12 protein-coding genes and 2 pseudogenes are annotated in these 17650 nt (G+C 68.8%); 5 read left to right on the top strand and 9 right to left on the bottom strand.

Annotated elements, in window-relative coordinates; genetic code table 11:
* Nucleotides 1–275: 275 nt before the first annotated feature.
* From EHS43_RS46485 to EHS43_RS16585, 7 genes and pseudogenes are all read right to left on the bottom strand, one after another.
* On the bottom strand, nucleotides 276–425 hold the full coding sequence (locus EHS43_RS46485) for a hypothetical protein (RefSeq protein WP_185806277.1): 150 nt from the start codon (nucleotides 423–425) through the stop codon (nucleotides 276–278).
* 130 nt (nucleotides 426–555) lie between these two features.
* Complete coding sequence (locus EHS43_RS16560) at nucleotides 556–1572, bottom strand: DUF4232 domain-containing protein (protein ID WP_125191537.1); 1017 nt, start codon at nucleotides 1570–1572, stop codon at nucleotides 556–558.
* Between the two features lie 237 nt (nucleotides 1573–1809).
* On the bottom strand, nucleotides 1810–2097 hold the full coding sequence (locus EHS43_RS16565) for a helix-turn-helix transcriptional regulator (RefSeq protein WP_260470564.1): 288 nt from the start codon (nucleotides 2095–2097) through the stop codon (nucleotides 1810–1812).
* Nucleotides 2097–2599, bottom strand: a pseudogene (locus tag EHS43_RS16570) (DUF2975 domain-containing protein). Before EHS43_RS16570 ends, EHS43_RS16565 begins: the two are co-directional and overlap by 1 nt.
* Nucleotides 2600–3098: 499 nt before the next feature.
* Nucleotides 3099–4145: a hypothetical protein gene (locus tag EHS43_RS16575; protein ID WP_125191538.1), complete on the bottom strand. Its 1047-nt coding sequence runs from the start codon at nucleotides 4143–4145 to the stop codon at nucleotides 3099–3101.
* A gap of 31 nt (nucleotides 4146–4176) precedes the next feature.
* Complete coding sequence (locus EHS43_RS16580; protein ID WP_260470565.1) at nucleotides 4177–5832, bottom strand: DNA/RNA non-specific endonuclease; 1656 nt, start codon at nucleotides 5830–5832, stop codon at nucleotides 4177–4179.
* Between the two features lie 447 nt (nucleotides 5833–6279).
* Nucleotides 6280–9651 carry an ALF repeat-containing protein gene (locus EHS43_RS16585; protein ID WP_185806278.1) on the bottom strand — a complete coding sequence of 1124 codons (3372 nt, stop codon included), beginning with the start codon at nucleotides 9649–9651 and terminating at the stop codon, nucleotides 6280–6282.
* Nucleotides 9652–10207: 556 nt separating this feature from the next.
* Between EHS43_RS16585 and EHS43_RS16590 the strand changes: the two genes are divergently transcribed.
* The 4 genes and pseudogenes from EHS43_RS16590 to EHS43_RS47775 form a co-directional block, all read left to right on the top strand.
* Nucleotides 10208–10777, top strand: a complete 570-nt coding sequence (locus tag EHS43_RS16590; protein ID WP_260470566.1) for a hypothetical protein — start codon at nucleotides 10208–10210, stop codon at nucleotides 10775–10777.
* Nucleotides 10778–10794: 17 nt separating this feature from the next.
* Nucleotides 10795–12570, top strand: a complete 1776-nt coding sequence (locus EHS43_RS16595) for an FG-GAP-like repeat-containing protein (RefSeq protein ID WP_125191540.1) — start codon at nucleotides 10795–10797, stop codon at nucleotides 12568–12570.
* Nucleotides 12571–13083: 513 nt separating this feature from the next.
* Nucleotides 13084–14253 carry a trypsin-like serine protease gene (locus EHS43_RS16600; RefSeq protein WP_125191541.1) on the top strand — a complete coding sequence of 390 codons (1170 nt, stop codon included), beginning with the start codon at nucleotides 13084–13086 and terminating at the stop codon, nucleotides 14251–14253.
* A 113-nt stretch (nucleotides 14254–14366) separates the two neighbouring features.
* Nucleotides 14367–14614, top strand: a pseudogene (locus EHS43_RS47775) (hypothetical protein); the annotation flags it as partial.
* A gap of 266 nt (nucleotides 14615–14880) precedes the next feature.
* On the opposite strand, the gene EHS43_RS16610 reads toward EHS43_RS47775, so the two are convergent.
* Nucleotides 14881–15729, bottom strand: coding sequence for a helix-turn-helix transcriptional regulator (locus tag EHS43_RS16610; protein WP_125191542.1), 849 nt, complete (start codon nucleotides 15727–15729; stop codon nucleotides 14881–14883).
* 251 nt (nucleotides 15730–15980) lie between these two features.
* Here EHS43_RS16610 and EHS43_RS16615 point away from each other — a divergent pair, with 251 nt between their 5' ends.
* Nucleotides 15981–16319: an EthD domain-containing protein gene (locus EHS43_RS16615; RefSeq protein ID WP_125191543.1), complete on the top strand. Its 339-nt coding sequence runs from the start codon at nucleotides 15981–15983 to the stop codon at nucleotides 16317–16319.
* A 365-nt stretch (nucleotides 16320–16684) separates the two neighbouring features.
* Here EHS43_RS16615 and EHS43_RS16620 read toward each other — a convergent pair.
* Nucleotides 16685–17650 (bottom strand): hypothetical protein (locus EHS43_RS16620; RefSeq protein ID WP_221740735.1); only part of this gene is annotated, 966 nt, incomplete at its 5' end.

The following is a 17650-nucleotide window of genomic DNA, read 5'->3' on the forward strand; positions in this document are numbered from 1 at the left end:
GGAGTCGATTGGCCCGGGGGGCGGGTTCGGCGCAGGGAGCCTGTATGCCGTGAGCCATTTCTGCGAATTCGGCGAAGGCGCGTTCTGCCCAGTCGTGGGTGAGGAAGGCCTGCGGATCGCTGGGGACCGGATGCGAGGTCTTGAGTGCTGCCGCCGTCGTGGCGGCCGTATGCCCGTGAGGGGGAACGCTCTCGAGACGCCGCCCCTCCGTATTACGTGGAACACGGATCCTCGCCGGGGTCCTGGAGCGTGTCGTCCGCCGTGACGACGAGCAGTCAGGACAGCGCTGCGGCCGGAACCGTGCAGAACACGGTCGTCTTCGTCCAGGCCGGCAGACGAGGGTGGGTGAGCAGTCCGGTCAGTGCGGTCACCACCACGACGAACACCACCGCGATGGCTACGGCGCTGAACTGCCGCTCGTGCACGTCGACGAAGGGCAGGCGACTGCGGTCACCAGGGGAGCGGTGAAGAGCACGACTTCGAGTGCGGGTGCGTTCCTCGGGTGCACGAGCGGGCGCCCGACGGGCATGCCGGCGATCACGGTGTGGAGCGCGATTACGGACGCGCGGCGGGAGTGTCGGCGGAGCCCCGGTACGTCTCGTCCTTGCGCCACGAGCCGACACCGAGTTGTCCGGTCGTCCCGAGATCGAGCTCCGGCACGACCGTCACGGGATCGGCCGTGGGCGCGGCCCACACACGGACGTACGGCGCGTTCACCGCGTCGCCGGCCTGAGTGGTGTTGCGCCAGGCCAGGTCGGCCACCGCTGCTTCACCCGGCTGCAGCACCACCGGTTGCGGGGCGCCGTCCCCTCCGAGCCCGGTGCTGATCTCCTCGGTGCCCTGCAGGATCCGTACGCCGTTCACCCTCTCGTGGTCCGCGTTCTGAAGTTCCAGCTTCGGACGGCCATCGAGCCGGTACGGCCGTGTGCCGCAGTTGACCAGGTGCAGACCGACGACCCGCAGCCCCATGGCTGCGTTCCCCTGGTCGGCGTAGAGGTGCACGCCCGACTTCGGGCAGGAGCCTGCGGCGGACGACACCTCGGATTCGGGCACGCTGCGTACCTTGCGCACCTCCACACCCGTCACCGCGGGCGCGCTCCCGGCCGTCCGCCGCATGACGACGGTGCCCTTGACGGTCCGCCCGGGCGCGACCGCCTCGACGATCTGCTCCCCGTTCTCGACGGCCCCGCCGGACGCCGCGAGGAATCCGAAGGTGAGGGTGTAAGTGGCCTTTGCCTTCTGGTGGTTGGTTAGCTCGAAGTCCGCGCTGTAGTCGACGCCCGCACAGCCGCTTTCGGGGCCCCAGGCGTACAACGCGGTGATCTTGACGTCGTCCTCGGTCGTCCGGCCGGCGGAGGGCAGGGGCAGTGCGGACGGCGTGCCGGAGGGGCGAGGAGACGGTTCGGAGCGCGGCGTAGCGCCGTACGGCATGGAGTCCGCAGGGCACAATGCCTCGGCCCGGACCGGGGCTTCGCCGTCTCCAGTGCCCGGCGAGGTGCTCTGGGCACCACAGGCGGCGAGCAGCACGGTCGCGGCGAGGACGGTCGATGCGGTGCGGGAGACGGTCGGCATCTGCCCACCCCACCAGGCCTCCTGCCTGAGGGCTGTGGTGGAACCCACACCTCCGGTCACAGCGGTGTCACAGACCACACAGAGGGGCGCGCTGTGCGGCTCCGAGCCCGGACGCCCCCACCGAGAACGAAGGATGGAGGGCTTCACGGCTCTGAGGCCACGGGAACGAGGGTGAGGCAGGCCAGGCCCATGACGCCGCGCCAGTCTCGCAGCCATGTGGTGCGGAGGTGGTCGAGATCATCTCTCAGGCCAGTGGGACCATGTGGTCGATGTCGAGCGATCGCGCGGCTGTGAAGCAGCTGGCGCTGTAGGGCAGTGGTCGGCGGCTTCGAAGCGCAGCAGGTCGCCGGGCTGGCACTCCAGCACCTCGCACAGGGCGGCCAGGGTGGCGAAGCGGACGGCCTTGGCCCGTCCGTTCTTCAGGACCGCCAGGTTGGCCGGGGTGATCCCGATCCGTTCTGCCAGTTGCCCGACCGACATCTTGCGTCGGGCCAGCATTACATCGATGTCGACGACGATCGGCATCAGATCACCTCCGCCAGCTCGGCCTGCATCCGGCAGGCCTCGGCATCCCGCGCGACCGCCTGAGCCAGCAGGATGCGCAGGACAAGCACGACCAGAGCGACACCGGCAACCCCCAGGCCCGCCGCACCGATCAGCAGCACAACGCCCGGAGCGACAGCCTCACCCGGGGCCAGCACCACCCCCAGCGCCCACAACAACAGCGCAGTCACCCCGAAAGCACCGCCCACCACATCGACGTACCGGAAGGCGGGCGGGGTGAAGACCGTGCCACGCCGCACCAGCGTGGACAGCCGCCACACACACACCACAGAACCGTCTGGGCGCACACGATCCCGAGCACCACCATCAGCATCACCGCTGCCGGCAGGGCAGCAGCTCCGCCGCCACCGGTACCGGACAGGCCACGGGCCGCGAGCGTTACCAGCACCCCCTGCACGACGACGCAGCCGCCGAACAGCGCCACGATCACCACCCGCAACGCAAAAACAGCCTGCTTTCCCATCCCCACTCCTCCCATCGAGACGCGATATCAATCTATCGTTTCTCGATAGGTGGCGCCAGGGTCGGAGACTCCGAGTGCCGACTCAAGACACCTCGAACGGGTACAGCAGAGGCTCCCGCCGACTACCGGCGCGGCCAGCGTCGAGTCGGGTGCATGCTGGGCCCGGGCTGCTCTAACACGGCGCGGCGCGCGGAACGGAACGAACGCGAAGAACAGCCGGCCGAACGGCTGACGAAGCCGTGGGCCGAGCGCGACGGACTCGCCGCGCTCGAACGCGTCCTTCGATGGCACGCCGCGTTTCGGCCAGGGGACATTCCGCCTGCATGTGGGTGTTCGCAGGTGGGCCGGACGCGCGGGAGCGTGTGACCGCGTCGGATGCGAAGTCCGCGGGCGGTGAGATGGTTGGGGCGCGTGTTCCGGGCACAGGTGGGCTCTTGAGAGCCGCACACCGAGGACGAACGCGCCGATCTCGCAGCCCGGAGGGCAGCATCGGGCCTGCTCACTGCACGAGTTCGATGTGCGGATGGTCGGGAGACACGGGGCACACGTGGAGTTGCAGGTCGTAGGCGTCGGCGATGGTGAGCAGAGTGACGTTCGCGGGCCGGATACCGAGGGGGAGCAAAGTCGGATTCGTCCGTTCCTCCTCGGGCATCCAGCTCTTGCTGCCGGGGTCCCATTCCCTGCTCGCGATGGTGAGGAGCGGGACCGTTTCGGTGCCGCATTCGGGGCAGGGGCGCGGCATGGGGTCGGTGAGGCCCCAGCGGGTCCAGCCGCCGGTCTTCCACCCGGGGGCGTGGCACAGGTTGCGGAAGTAGAACTCCTGCGGGGTTTCCGCCCCGGTGCTGTCCCACGCGTATCCGGCTGCCTCCCACCGGCTCTCGTCCCCCACCTGCTCTTGCAGTTCCTTGCTCAGCTCCATGGTGCTGGGGTACTCGGTGACCTGCTCGGGTGCCAGCAGGCACGGCATGGGGAGGTACCAGTCGAACTGGATCACGGGCGGCTCGGGCGGGGCATCGAGGACGTCGGTGACAGAGGCGGACGAACGCCAACGCAGGGCCGTCCGGGGGTGTGCGAAGTCCTCGTGGTCGCAGGGGCACCACAGGACCTGGAGCAGATCCGCTCCGGGAGGGCTGCCCGGGAGGGGCACGTCACGGGCGTAGAGCTGGGCAACGGGAATCATGGGGATCGGGCCGTCGAACCACGGGTGGCCCTTCTGGAGCCGCTGCTCGATCTCCTGCTCCTCGGACGTGACCGCGGGAGCCTGGGGGTCGCGGAGTCGGCGCTCGGCCCCTGCCGTACGGATGCGACGCAGAAGCCGGATTTCGTCCGGAGAATGCATCTCGTCTGACGCTTCGCTGTCGTGTGGCACTTCGCAGTGCGGCCACGGCTCGTCGGCGGGCCACAGGAGCGGCCCGCCGACGGAGCTGTCGTACGGCGTGGGCGACCCGGGTCGGGGATGCAGCCGGGTCGCCGTACGGGCCAGCGGGGCCAGTTGAGGGAAGAGCGCGGTCACGTCGAGCGGCCGCGGCGGGGTCGTGAAACTCATGCTGGCTCCCGATGGCGCGAACTGACTGTGATCAGTTGCCGAGGTTGTACAACCCGGTGTTCTTCAGGGTGTTGGTGACATAGACGTTGGAAAACAACTGCTCGGTCGTCCCGTTGGCCCGTTCGATGTCAGCGCTCATCGTGACTCCCACCGGGATCGTACTGGTGCTGTCGTTGTAGACGGGCGTCACCCGGTAGAAGATCGCGTCGTCCGGTCCGAAGGCGGACTCGGAGCTCTGGATGACCTTCTGCGCCATGGCCTCGTAGGTTCGCATGCTGGGCGTGCCCGTGTTCATCCCCGCCTGCCAGCAGGGTACGAGATTGACCGCGATACCCCGTCCGCCGGCGACCTTCGGGATCAGGTGGCACCGGGCCAGCCCGTTGGTGAGCGAGTTGTCCTTCCTGAAGTTGTCCGCATCCTGCCAGCCCGGGATGTCTCCCTGCGCGTCGGTGCCCTCGGGGGCCGTCCTGTCCAGGCAAGCCTCAGCCCGAGTCGGCCTGTCTCCTGCCCGGCCCAGCGGGTCGGTCGTCTTGTTGACGTGGGGGACCGGTTCGGTGGTGTTCAGGATCCATCCGGCGCCGCTGGGAAGCGAACCGTCCGGTGTGGTGTCCAGGCAGCGGGCGTGCGGGCCGGTGTCCGGCAGCGAGAACGTCAGCTCGAACTGGTCGGCGTCGATGACCCGTTGGTTCTTGAAGCCGTCGGCGAGCTGCGCGGCGGCGAACTGCTTCTCGTCGGGCGTGACATGGGCCTGGACACAGGGTGAGGCGGGGTCCACGGCACGGGCGTCGTTGAGGACGTAGGTGTCCCATTCGCCGTTGCCGAGATTGGGGATCACCTTGACGCAGTCGCTGCCGGCGGCACCGCCCTCCTTCGCCTCACCGAAGGGGAAGTCACCGCAGGAGTCGTTGTCGACGAGCTCCGGCTCAGGCGAGAAGCCGGCGCATGTACGGGCGGCGCGGTCGGCCACGCCGCTGGTCGACCGGGTCAGAGGGCTGCCCTTCTTCCCCCAGGCGCCGTTGAGCTTGTTCTGCGCCCACGCGTACGCGGCCACCGCGCCGCCGGCATCGGAGGCCTGCGCGCTCATCGGCACTACGGGCATGATCGAAGGGATCACGCAGCCCGCCGACGAGGTGCCCCCGACCGCGTCGTCGCAGCGGATCTTGCGCGGGTTGTCCCAGGAGGCGCTCGGGTCGACGGGCGTGGCGCCGGGGGAGGTCACGTACAGCTTGTACGAGGTGAGGAACTCCGCGACGGAGCCCGACGCTGGGGCCGACAGGTACTTGACGTCACCGGCGAGGGTCTTGCCCAGGACCAGACCGCTCTCGTACCAGGGTGCGGTCGTCGTCGCACGGCAGCCGGTTGTGCAGGAGGCGCGGAACTTGGCGTCTAGGGCGGTGACTTCGCCGCTGGCGGAGGTCATCGTGACGGTGACGTGTTCGCTCCACGTGGTGCCCGCCGCCGGCAGTGCCGCACTGGTGGAGACCTCCAGGGTCCCGCGCCCGAGCTCCACGCCCTTGCTGTCGCGCAGGATGTAGAGGACGTTCACCCCGGTCACGCAGTAACTGAAGCGCTCGTAGGAGTAGTTGCCGGGGCTGGCCAGCGAGCAGGTTGCGACGTTGGCCGACGTGGCGGCGAGGCTCTGCGGCTGTGCCTTGGTGCGCGCGGCCAGGACGGGAGTCGTGCTCACACACGCCTCGACGGCGCCCGCCCGGCGCTCCTTCGTCCCTGCTTTCGTGGCCTCACAGTGTTCCCCCGACTGCTTGGGGAAGGCGCTGGTGGCGGTGAGGGGGGCCGTAGAGTCGGTCTGGCCCGTCCGGTCGATCCTCTCTGCGTGCCGTGGGTTCTCGTCCGCGGTCTGCTGTGCCGTGGCCGGGCCCGCTGAGGTGAGTCCCAGCGTCACGGCGGCAAGGACGGCAACTACGGTCGACCGCGCCCGTATTCGGGATGCGCCTCGACGGCGTCTTTCATGCATGTCTGTCAGGTCTCGCTTTCTTGTTTCGTTGTCCTGGTGGCAGCGCAGAAGTCCTGGTGGCAGCGCAGAGGGGGGCACCGGACATGAAGTGCCCCCCGGGGGCAGCGGTGGACGGCCGCCCGCGCTCTACCGCGTCAGAGCCGTGCGAGAGGGACTCACTCGTCAGGCGACCAGATCGAAGAGATCCTTGGTGATGGAGGAGACCCCGTCCTCGACCACACCCGCGATCTTGCCCACGACGGGCTTCACGACAGTGCTGGCGGGCTTCAGCGCGGTCAGCCACTTGCTCTGGCCGTAGGTGACCAGGCTCAGGCCGGTGCCTGCGGCGGACCACCAGAATTCGCTGCTGGTGAAGCCGTGTTCGATGCCGGTGAAGACAGTGCTGATGGCGCTCGCGCCTGCGGAGACGCCTGCGAAGAAGCCGGCTGCGGCGAAGGCCGGCGGGAAGACGAATCCTGCGAGAGTGCAGCCGGCGGCCAGCAGGCCGGCGCCGACGCTGACCACGTTGGCGGCGTCCGCGTAGAACTGGGCGTCGTTCCACCACTCGTCGGCGTCGGCGGGGTCCTGGGTGCCGTTGGGATTGACCTGGTTGTTCCGGTCGTTGGCGGCGGGATCACGCTGGGCCTCGCGGTCCGCCTTGGCCTTCTCCGCGGCCGCCTTGGCCGCGGCGGCCACTTCGGCCCGGTGCTTCGCGGCCGCGATCTGCTTGGCTTCGGAGTACGCGGCGGCGGCCTTCTTCGCGTCCGCCTGCGCGGCGAGCGCGGAGGCACGGGCGGAGTTGGCCGAACTCTGAGCGGCAGCGGAGGACTGGAGGGCGGCGCGTGCCGAGTCGATCGCCTTGTTGGCCGAGTAGTTGGCCGAGCGGGCCGCGCCGCGGGCCGTTGCGGCAGCCGCCTTCGCCGTGTCGGCGGAGGCCTGGGCGTCAGCGGCCGACTTGTCGGCGGCGTCCGCGTTGCGGCGCGCCTCGTCCGCGTAGCTGTCGGCCGCCTTGGAGGAGGCGATCGCCTTGTCCGCCCACTCCTGGGCCTTGGCGGCGTTGTTACGGGCCAGATAGGCGGCCTGGGTCGCCCGCGCGGCGTTCTCCTGCGCCTTCTGGGCGATCTTCGCGGCGGCGGCGATGGCACCGCGGATCGCGGCGACATGGGTGGCGGTGTCGTGGTCGAGCTGAGCCGTCCTGAACTGGACCACGAGGATGAAGTTGCGGAGCATCCAGGCCGGGCCCTCCAGGGCGACCTCGGCGTAGGCCTTCGTGAAGGCGCCACCGGTGGCGATGAGCTGGCTGGCGAGGACCTTGTCGTCCTCCTGCTGCGCCAGCGGGTAGGCGTGGTCGAAGAAGTAGTTGAGGGATTCGGTGGTGTTCTCGTCGAGTGCCTTGTTGGCGGCGGCGGTGACGGCCCTGCCCGCGCCGTCCTTGAGGATCCTGCCGATCGCGACGCGCAGCTCCTCGTCGGAGGCCTTCTTCATGCCGCTGGTGAGGAAGTCACCGATGGCCGTGGAGCTGGAACTCTCCAGGGCGAGCTGGGCGGCCTCGGCGATCTTCGGCGCGGCGATCGTCGCGACATGGAGGGTGGTCTCGCGGTCGTCCTGGGCCTGGGCCAGGGCCCGATCGAGGTCGATCCAGGCGAAGACGTCGTCGTCGGAGCCTGCCAGGGCGTGCTGTGCGGCCTGCCGGGTGAAGGCGCCCCGGGACTCGATCAGGCCGATCGCGGCCTTGCGTCCCAGGGTCGCGGCGAGCTCCATGTCGCCGGAGTACAGGGCCTGTTCAGCTCTGGTGATGAGGTCCTTGATGTCCTGGGCGGTGCGTTCCGCGAGAAGGCGCTTGTCGCGTACGTCGGACAGATCGCTCGCCTCGACGGAGGCGAGCAACTGCGCCTCCTCGATGGCCTTCTGCTTGTCCTGCTCCAGGGTCTGGGCCTCGGCGGCGCGCGCGTTCTTCTCCACCTCGATGGCGTCGGCGACGGCCTTGGTGGCGACGTTGGCGGCCTTCACGGCCTCGTCGGCGTGCGCGGTCGACTTGTTGGCGTAGTCGATGGCCTGGCCCGCGTACTTCACGGCCTCCTCGGCGGCTGCTGCCGCCTTGTCGGCGTGGGCGGCGGCGGAATTTGCGGCGTCGCGGGCGGTGCGGGCCGCGGTGGCGGCGGCGCTGGCCAGCGCCTGGGCGGCGGAGGCGGCGTTGGTGGCACGGTTGGCCGCGCTGGTGGCGATGGCGGCCTGGCGCTTGGCCTCGGCGGCCTCCGCCTGGGCGACACCTGCGGAGGCGGCGGCCTGGGCGGCGGCGGTGGCGGCGGCGGCCGAGTTGCGCGCGGCGGAGGCGGCGGCCGTGCCGGCGGACGCGGCCGCGTCGCCGGCGACGGCGGCCTTGTCGGCAGCGGCGGCGGCACTGCGGGCCTTGGCCGCGGCGTTCTTGGCGGCGACCGCGGCGTCCTTGGCCTCCTGTGTCTTGCTCGCGTCCTTGGAGGCGGCTATCGCGGCCCGGTAGGCACGGGAGGCGGCGCTGCCCGCGTTCGAGGCGGCCTGAGCGGCACCGGTGGCCGCCCAGGAGGCACGGCGGGATGCGTTCACCGCTGCATTGGAGGCGTTGATGGCGTTGCGTGCGGCGTCCGCCGCGCCCTTCGCCGCGCTCGCGGCCTTCCGGGCCGCAGCCGCCGACTTCTGCACGTCGTTCTGGGCCGCGGACGCCTCGGCGGCGGCCTTCTGGGCGGCTTCCTTGGCCTTGTCGGCGGCGGTCTCGGCGCGTGCCGAGGCCTCCACGGCCAGGTTGGTCTCCTTCTGGGCGCGCTTGCCCTCGCGCTCGACGAGGGCCACCAGCTCCTCGATGGTCGCCGACTCCTGGTCACGGGCGCGCGCGATGTGCTGCCCGGTCTCCATGAACCACTCCACGTCGGAGGCGGTCCCCTCGAGCGCACGGCTCGCGTACTTCTGCACTTCCGGGCCGGCGTTGACCAGCATGGCGCTGACCTGGACCCGGGTGTCCTCCAGACGCGCGTCGTACTGCTTGTCGGTGAGGAAGGTGGTGAGAGCCGGTGCGGTGGCGGCGTCGAGAGCGGTGTTGGCGCTGCGCACCACCGCCTTGTCGCCGGTGGACGACACAGTGGTGGTGGCGACCTGGAGATCTTCGAGGATGGCCGGTTTGAAGCCGTCCTTCAGAAACGCGGCGATCGCGGCGTCGCCGCTCTCGAGAGCAGCGACGGCCTCTCTTCGCAGGCCCTTGCCCGCACGGTCCAGGCTGCGGACGATCGCGACGCGGTTGTCCTCCACGGTCTGCCTCGGCAGCGTCTCGGTGAGGAAGGCCTGGATGTCGGCGTCCGACCCGTAAAGGGCCACGGAGGCTGCGGCCTTGACGCCCTTGCCACCGGTCAGCCACGCCCTGACGACCTTGGCGCGCTCGGTGTCCGGCAGCGGCACCGGTTCGGGAGTCGCGCTGTCCGCAGCGGCGGCGGTCGCGGGGAGGAGCGTTAAGGGTGTGGAGGCCACGGCGGCGGAGGCGGCGAGCGCGCCGAGCACGCGGCGACGGCTCCAGAAGCTTGTCTGCATTGGAGAGTAGTCCTTTGTGTGAGCGGCTGACTGGACATGCCGGATCGCACCGGCAGGGCGGTTCCCGGTGCCCCAGAAAGGTGGAATGCCGACGGACGTGAAGTGGCGTGCGGTCGGGAGTACTTGTCGCTCGGGACCATATCAACTGTCCTTGCAGAGTGCGCCAATTAAGCGTCACGTTCTTTAACTCATTTTCGCAGCACGTGCCCTGATAGAACATCAGGAGTTTCTCTACAGGAGCTTCACAAGTGGTGGTGCAACCTCCACAGGGTGTGACGGAGGTCATGAGTGGGGCATGTGGTTTGCGGCGGTATGCGTGGTTCTCCAGGCTCGACCTAGGGGTGGCTTCGTGTTTGCATGATGAAGAGGATGGCGATCGCCGGAGCGAGGTCTTCTCGCTTTGAGGCGTAAGGGAGCCACTTCACGGGGGAGTTGGAACGCGCGCGGCAGAGCGATGCCGATAAGGCGTTCCCGTGCACCCGAGAACGCGAGACCGGTGGCGAATATCCGGTCTTCGTTGACGAACTTGGGGGATGCAATGAAGCAATACGGCGGAATGTCCGCTGATTCGCAGCGCAGTCGGATTGGCCCGCAGGGCAAGCGGATTGAGCTGCAGCGCAAGCGGCTTGCGCTGCGCGCTCTGGGTGCGGCCGCGGTCGGTGCCCTGGCTTGGCTCGCAGTGGCCACGGGCATCCCCGGCGGGGCGGCGCGGGAGGCGAGCCCCGCCGTGCTGGTCGCGGGGGAGACCCCCGGTTACGCGGTGGAGGACTTCAACTACCCGCTGGCGGACAAGATCCTTGCCGAGAAGAAGATCCTCCTCAAGCGCGGCGACGGGCACATCACTCTGGCCGACTGCGTGAGTGGTGCCGGCCTTCTGGAGATCATGGCCCGCGACAAGGCCGACAAGATCTGCTTCAAGGTGGTTGGCGACTCCGGCTGGCTGACTCTGGAGATCCCCGCGGTCTACGCGATCAAGGGCAATGACTACACGACCGCGGTCGACATGACCGTAGGTGCCGAGGAGAAGTCGTTCGACGTCCTCAAGAACTCCTGGACGCCGGTCGGAGAAGCCGCGGACCCGGACGGCCGCGATCACATGCTCATCGAGATCAGATCCTCCAAGTAGGCACGGCCAAGATTGTCATGCCCGCCGCAGCGCGGCCCGGTGTCAACGGGACGCGCGGCCTTCGTGTCCAGGAAGTCACGCTCATGCATCTCTCCAGGCGTCATCGTCTCTCCGCGCTGGGCGCTGCCCTGCTCGCAACCCCCGTCCTCCTGGGTGCCGTTCCGGCCGCGACCACCACGGCCTCCGCGCTGGACGGAGTCGAGGCCCCGGCCCAGCTGAACTATGTCGCGAAGGTCAACGTCGGTGAGCAGGCTGCCTGCACCGGCACCCTCATCGACCCGCAGTGGGTCCTGACCGCGGCCACGTGCTTCGCCGCGGACGGCGAGCTCTCCGCGGGCAAACCGGCCGTCACCACCACCGTCACGGTCGGCCGCACCGACCTGTCCGAGACCAACGTGAGCGTCCAGCAGGCCCTCTGGCTCGTCCCGCACGCCGACCGCGACCTGGTCCTGGTCAGGCTCGCCGCCCGGATCACCGATCCCACCGTCAAGCCCGTGGGGCTGGCGACGACGCCCGCAGTCGCGGGCGAGAAGCTGACACAGGCGGGATTCGGTCGTACCAAGACCGAATGGGTGCCCGACAAGCTGCACACCGGCACGTTCACCGTCGTCTCCACCGCGACCACGACAGTGGACCTCGACGGCTCCGACGGCGCGACCGTCTGCAAGGGAGACGCCGGCGGCCCCGCCCTGCGCACCGTCAACGGCACCACCGAACTCGTCGCCATCAACTCCCGCTCCTGGCAGGGAGGATGCCTCGGCAACGATCCCACCGAAACCCGCACCGGCGCCGTCGACACCCGTGTCGACGACCTGGGCAGCTGGGTCAAGGAAGTCTTCAGCCGAGAGAAGATCACACCGGCGGACATCGACGGTGACGGCAAGGACGACCTGGTGCTCCAGCGCATCGACGGTTCGGTCGTCGTCCATCGCAACCTCGGGACGAGCTTCGGTGCCGGCACCGTCATGTCCGCCGGCTGGAGCCGCTTCCTCACCGGGACCGACATGGGTCGTCTGTACTTCGCTGACATCACGGGTGATGGGAAGGCTGACCTGATCGTGCATGGTACGGATGGGAATGTCTCCGTTCGTCGGAACATGGGCACGTATTTCGACGGGGGTACTCATTGGAGTGCGGGTTGGGGTCGTTTCGTCACCGGGACCGACATGGGTCGTCTCTACTTTGCTGACATCACGGGTGATGGGAAGGCTGACCTGATCGTGCATGGTACGGATGGGAATGTCTCTGTTCGTCGGAACATGGGCACGTATTTCGACGGGGGTACTCATTGGAGTGCGGGTTGGGGTCGTTTCGTCACCGGGACCGACATGGGTCGTCTGTACTTTGCTGACATCACGGGTGATGGGAAGGCTGACCTGATCGTGCATGGTACGGCTGGGAATGTCTCTGTTCGTCGGAACATGGGCACGTATTTCGACGGGGGTACTCATTGGAGTGCGGGTTGGGGTCGTTTCGTCACCGGGACCGACATGGGTCGTCTGTACTTTGCTGACATCACGGGTGATGGGAAGGCTGACCTGATCGTGCATGGTACGGATGGGAATGTCTCTGTTCGTCGGAACATGGGCACGTATTTCGACGGGGGTACTCATTGGAGTGCGGGTTGGGGTCGTTTCGTCACCGGGACCGACATGGGTCGCCTCCGCTTCGGCGACTCCACCGGTGACGGCAAGGCCGACCTGTTCGTCCACACAATCGCGGACGGCAAAGTCGCCGTGCGCAGGAACATGGGCACCTACTTCGACGGCGGCACCGTGATGATCACCCTCTGACGAGAGCGACCGCCCTGGCGCCGCGCTGGAGAAACCGGCCCCGGCCGGTCAAGCCCTGGGATTCCCGCACCGGATCCTGGATCTGGGACCGACCCGAGGCCGCCTGACCACCGACCGATATCCCGCACCGGCATCGTGCAGAAGTGGATCCGCGCGTGACTCGAGTCCTCACGGGACACCACACCGGGTCCCGGGGACCACGCCTCCACTGAGCTCATCACCACCGACGACACCGGAAACCTGAAAGCCTGCACCCCGGACGCCAGGCTGCCAGGTCCGGCCGTACGACACCGAACACCCGCGCGCCGCCGGACACACAGACGGAATCTCATGGACACCACGTGTCGGAGAGAACAGCGATGACTGCGAGCGCGGACCCGGAGCGAGGCGAGCGAGCTCAAGCTACCCGAGCCCAGATCGGCCAAGCAGCACCCTCACCGGCGCTTCAGCTCCGTCCCTGCGGGGCTCGTCGAGCGCGTGAGCCACACGTCTCCCACCAAGGAAACCAAGGTCATGCGACATCTCAGAGACCATCGCCTCGCCCCCTTCACCAAAGCATTCACCACACGCCTCGCCGCACCACTCGTCGCCGCTCTGCTGGCGCTGAGTGTCACCCCCGCGAACGCCGTCTCCGGCACCGGCGCGGCCGACGGCACGCTCGCGTTCACCGCCCGCGTTGAAATCGGCGACGGCCAGAAGGCTTGCTCCGCCGCCCTGGTGCACCCGTACTGGCTGCTCACCGCAGCCAGCTGTTTCGCCGACAACCCGGACGTGAGCCTCGCCATACCCACCGGCGCCCCCAAGCTCAGGACCACCGCGACCATCGGCCGCACCGACCTCACCACCTACGGCGGCGAGACCCGCACCGTCGTGGAACTCGTCGGACACCCGTCACGGGACGCCGTACTGGCGCGGCTCAGCCGCCCCGTCACCACCATCACGCCCGTGAGCCTGGCCGCCGCCACGGCCACGCCCGGGGAGAAGCTGACGGTGGCCGGCTACGGCCGCACCGCCACCGAATGGGCCCCGCTGCGCCTGCACAGCGGCACCTTCGCCGTCGACTCGGTCGCCGCGGAGACGGTCGCCACCACCGGCGAGAACGGCGCGAGCGTCTGCATGGGCGACACGGGCGGCCCGGCCGTGCGCCTGGCCGGCGGTACGGCCGAGCTGGTCGCCGTCAGCAGCAGATCCTGGCAGGGAGGCTGCCTCGGCACCGATCCGGCCGTGACCCGGACCGGCGCAGTCAGCACCCGTGTGGACGACCTGCGCTCCTGGGTCGGCTCCACTGTCGCCGTTCCCCCTGCGGCCGCGGCCGGTGTCTGGCGTGCTTACGGCAACACAAACCCGATCACTTCCAGCTCCAGCACGTGGCGTTGCGCCGGCAGCAAGACGATCGCCACCGGCGTGATCGCGCAGGCCTGTGCGATCAGGTCGTCCAGCGGAAGCGGGGTCCAGGCAGCGGTGATCGTGCGCAACAACCAAGCCGGCCTTTATGGCGCGGAGGCGCGTATGGATCTGTACACCGCGTCCGGCACGCACTTGGGCGATTGGAAGTGCCCGTCCTCGGGGGTTGGCGCGAACTCCTGGTCGGTCTGCTTCGGGACGACTCTCGCAGAGAGCAGCCAGGTGAACTCGTTCGCAGCGCTCAACGGTACGTATCTCGGCCTGTCATCGAATGCCTGAACCGGGGTCAACCGCACCGAAAGGCTGCGGACTTGCCCGGCAAGTGATGACTGACTCTCCTTCCCCATGTCGTGAGGGGTGATTGGACAGGTCAGCGGATGGCGATGTGACCCCTGTCGGACGGGGATGGCCACACGCACACCTTCGACCACTACCGCCTGGAGGGCCGTGGCACGGTCCGGATACACACCGGGGAGAGCCGTGACAGTGTCAGCGACCTGTACATCGACCGCCGGAACTCTGTGTAGGCAGCGACTTTGACGCTGTAACCCTGCGCAACGATCACGGCTGCTTCATCGACGACACCCCAGGGGCGGCAACCGACACCACCACGGTTGCTGTCTCCACCACTGACGTGTGACCTGCCTCCCTGTGCAGCGGCTCAAGGTGACGCCACGGGGTGAGGGGACATGGCCTGGCCGGTCCGCCCCGCAGGCAACGCCCCCTGCCCCGCTGCCGTTCGCGGATACGGAGTCGCAGGTCATTGAAGCTCTTTCCCCTGTCTGCCAGCCCGACTGCCCTCCCGATCGCGCCAGGTGTACAGACCTCACTGAGTGCCAGGCGCTGAAGAACGAGGTCGCCTGCCCCACTTCGTTCGGCACACGAAGATCATCCCGCGAGGGCTCCTCAGCCGGATACATCCATGCGCTGGGTGCCGACGACCGACAGCAGCCGCAGCGCCTCCTGCTCGGGAGAGCCGGGATCGACCGTGAAGAGCACGATCTGCTGGTCCCGGCCGGCGATGTCGAGGAAGGTGCAGGTAAGAGTGATGGGACCGATCAGCGGGTGATCGACGGTCTTGAGCAGGGCGGGCTCGGGGCGCACATCGTGCGCGGCCCACAGCCGGGCGAACTCCGCGCTGCCGGCGAGGAGATCCTCCACCAGCGTGGCCACCTCGCGGTCGTCGGGGTAGCGGGCGGCGGTGGCCCGCAGGCGCCGGGCCGCGGCGCAGGCGAACGCCTCCGCGTCGAACGGGTCGTACAACGGCCGCTCCCGCGATGGCGGGGCGAGGTAGGCACGGCGCAGGAGGTTGCGCTCGCGCCGGGGCAGTGGGGAGAAGTCCTCCAGAAGGGCGGCCAGGTCGTTCCAGGCGATCACCTCGTAGGTCGCGGACAGCACGATCGCCGCGGTGTGCGGCAGCTGCCGGAGCAAATCGAGGATGTTCCGTGGCACTTCACGTGAGGGCCCGGCAGGCGGGCCGGGCGGCGCGCCAGCCAGGTGGTGCAGATGGTCGCGCTCGGCGTCCGACAGGCGCAGGGCGCGGGCCAGACCAGCCAGCACCTCGCGCGACGGCCGAGGGCCGCGGGCCTGCTCGAGGCGCGTGTAGTACTCGGTCGAGATGAACGCCAGCTGCGCCACCTCCTCGCGGCGCAGTCCCGGGGTGCGGCGGCGTGGCCCGGTGGGCAACCCCACGTCGGCAGGGCTGATGTGCTCGCGCCTGCCACGCAGAAAGCCGGCCAGCTCTTGTCTGTCCATACCTCCAGTGTGCGTGGGTGCTGCTGAGCCGATCCAGGCACCGCTGGTGCCTGGATCGGCTCAGCAGCCGGGCGCAGGCTTGCTGCTGTGACGACGCATAGATCACCGATACCGCAGTCCCCGCTCGCCGCGGGCCTGCCGTCAACGGTGTTGTGCACCCGACCGGTCCTGGTACGGGTATCGGCGCAATCCCTTACCGGTAATACCAGGCCCACGAAGCATTACGCATCGAACAGGAACGGACAGGCATCATGATCAAACTGGTCATCACGTTGAAGCGTCGCGAGGGCATGACTCATGACGAGTTCACCCACTACCAGCGGAACATCCACAGGCCCCTCCTCATGTCCATCCCGGAGGCGAAGCAGTACATCCGCCGCTTCGTGGTGTCGTATCCCGTCCCCGCGCCGAACCATCCCGAACCGGACTACGACTCGGTGGTCGAGACATGGTTCGACACGATGGACGACCTCAACGCGCTCTTCCTCTGCCAGAACTGGCTGAAGACCGTCGATCCGGACCATAAGAACTTCGTCGACCTGAACAGCTTTGGAAGCATCATCTCCAAAGAGGAGGTTGTCGTGGGCTGAGAGCCCGGCCCGCGGGCGCGCAGCACCCGGGCGCGGCAAGGCCGACGAGACTCCTGTACCGATGGTGCCGAAGAGACGTTGGACGTTGGCGTGATCATGCACATCAATGCCCGGCCTACCACCGCGTCCCACGCCATCACCTGCACGAACGTCCTGGCCTGACGCGGGCCAGTGCGGCCAACCCCGCATCCATAGGGGCCCTTCGCCGCTGACAGGCTCCGTGAAATCAGAGTACGGGGCATGGGGGCGGCCGACTGAGGGACTTCGCCGGCTGCCTGCCCCGTTGCTCCGCATTGCCGTGGCCTGGCGCTTCCAGCCGAGGGCGAGGTCACCGGTATCGGTGAGCTGGGGGTCCAGAAGGCCGCTCAGTCGCCGCCTCCGCCATCGCCCCCACCGGAGTCCCCGCCGTCGCCGTCCCAGCCGCCACTGTCGTCGCCACCTGGCTCGTTGTCATTGCGGCCGCTCCCGAGGTTGCTGAACCACGGGCGGTCCCATGTCGCGTCGGTGGCGAACGGTTCGCCCTCGCCCACCGCCGGCCGTCGGCCTGGCCCGAACCTCGCCGTACCCGTGGCGTCCCCGAGCCCGAAAGCGACGGCGAAGACGTGCGCCATGACGGCATCCAGGGCGTCGGTACTCTCGTACGGCACCTCGGCCAGTGGCCGAAGGAGTGTGCCCGGTGCGAGCGCCGGGCGGCGCGGGGGACACGTCAGCAGGGCGACCGGCCGCTCACCGCACAGCAGCCACGAGGTGAACGGGCTCTCCCGCCGCAGTACCCAGTGCCGCTCGGGCAGCCGTACTTCGACGGAACTTCTGGACTTGCGCAGCTTCTTCTTGAAGCTGAGCTGCGCCGGAACATCCCCGATGGTCAGGCACAGCCCCTTGGACGGGTCGGCGGCATCGGGCTGAAAACCGTGCGGGGCCCGTATCCGTACCGGGGGTGCCTGCGGCCCCCACACGTCCACGCGTGCCAGTCGCCGGTCGATGGCGACGGTGATCGGACCGGCGGGCCCCGGCGCGTGTCGCCGAGCGATCCACAGCGGTACCCCCTCGGCCTGGGCGCGGGCCGTCAGGGCAGTCACCTGCTGTGGTCCTCCGCAGTGCCGTACCGCCATCGCACCGAGCTCGTGGGCGAACTGCGCGGACTGCCGCACCCGCACAGGCCTGGTGGTGCCGGTGACACGGGTCACCGGCACCATCCCGGTACCCTCCGGCAACTGCTGCAGCGGCCGCTCGGACCCACCGCCGCCGAGCCAGCACCCACGCTGAAAAGCCTCGGCCATGGCACCGAGGTTCAACTCGCCCAGGGGCATGGTCCACCCACCCACCCGAAG

The organism is Streptomyces sp. RP5T, from assembly GCF_003933965.1.
Lineage (GTDB): Bacteria > Actinomycetota > Actinomycetes > Streptomycetales > Streptomycetaceae > Streptomyces.

Bases quoted from the DNA above. Each gene is read 5' to 3' on its own strand.
- EHS43_RS16560 (WP_125191537.1), bottom strand. From the start codon at position 1,572: ATGCCGACCGTCTCCCGCACCGCATCGACCGTCCTCGCCGCGACCGTG.
- EHS43_RS16565 (WP_260470564.1), bottom strand. From the start codon at position 2,097: ATGCCGATCGTCGTCGACATCGATGTAATGCTGGCCCGACGCAAGATG.
- EHS43_RS16575 (WP_125191538.1), bottom strand. From the start codon at position 4,145: ATGAGTTTCACGACCCCGCCGCGGCCGCTCGACGTGACCGCGCTCTTC.
- EHS43_RS16585 (WP_185806278.1), bottom strand. From the start codon at position 9,651: ATGCAGACAAGCTTCTGGAGCCGTCGCCGCGTGCTCGGCGCGCTCGCC.
- EHS43_RS16590 (WP_260470566.1), top strand. From the start codon at position 10,208: ATGTCCGCTGATTCGCAGCGCAGTCGGATTGGCCCGCAGGGCAAGCGG.
- EHS43_RS16595 (WP_125191540.1), top strand. From the start codon at position 10,795: ATGCCCGCCGCAGCGCGGCCCGGTGTCAACGGGACGCGCGGCCTTCGT.
- EHS43_RS16600 (WP_125191541.1), top strand. From the start codon at position 13,084: ATGCGACATCTCAGAGACCATCGCCTCGCCCCCTTCACCAAAGCATTC.
- EHS43_RS16610 (WP_125191542.1), bottom strand. From the start codon at position 15,729: ATGGACAGACAAGAGCTGGCCGGCTTTCTGCGTGGCAGGCGCGAGCAC.
- EHS43_RS16615 (WP_125191543.1), top strand. From the start codon at position 15,981: ATGATCAAACTGGTCATCACGTTGAAGCGTCGCGAGGGCATGACTCAT.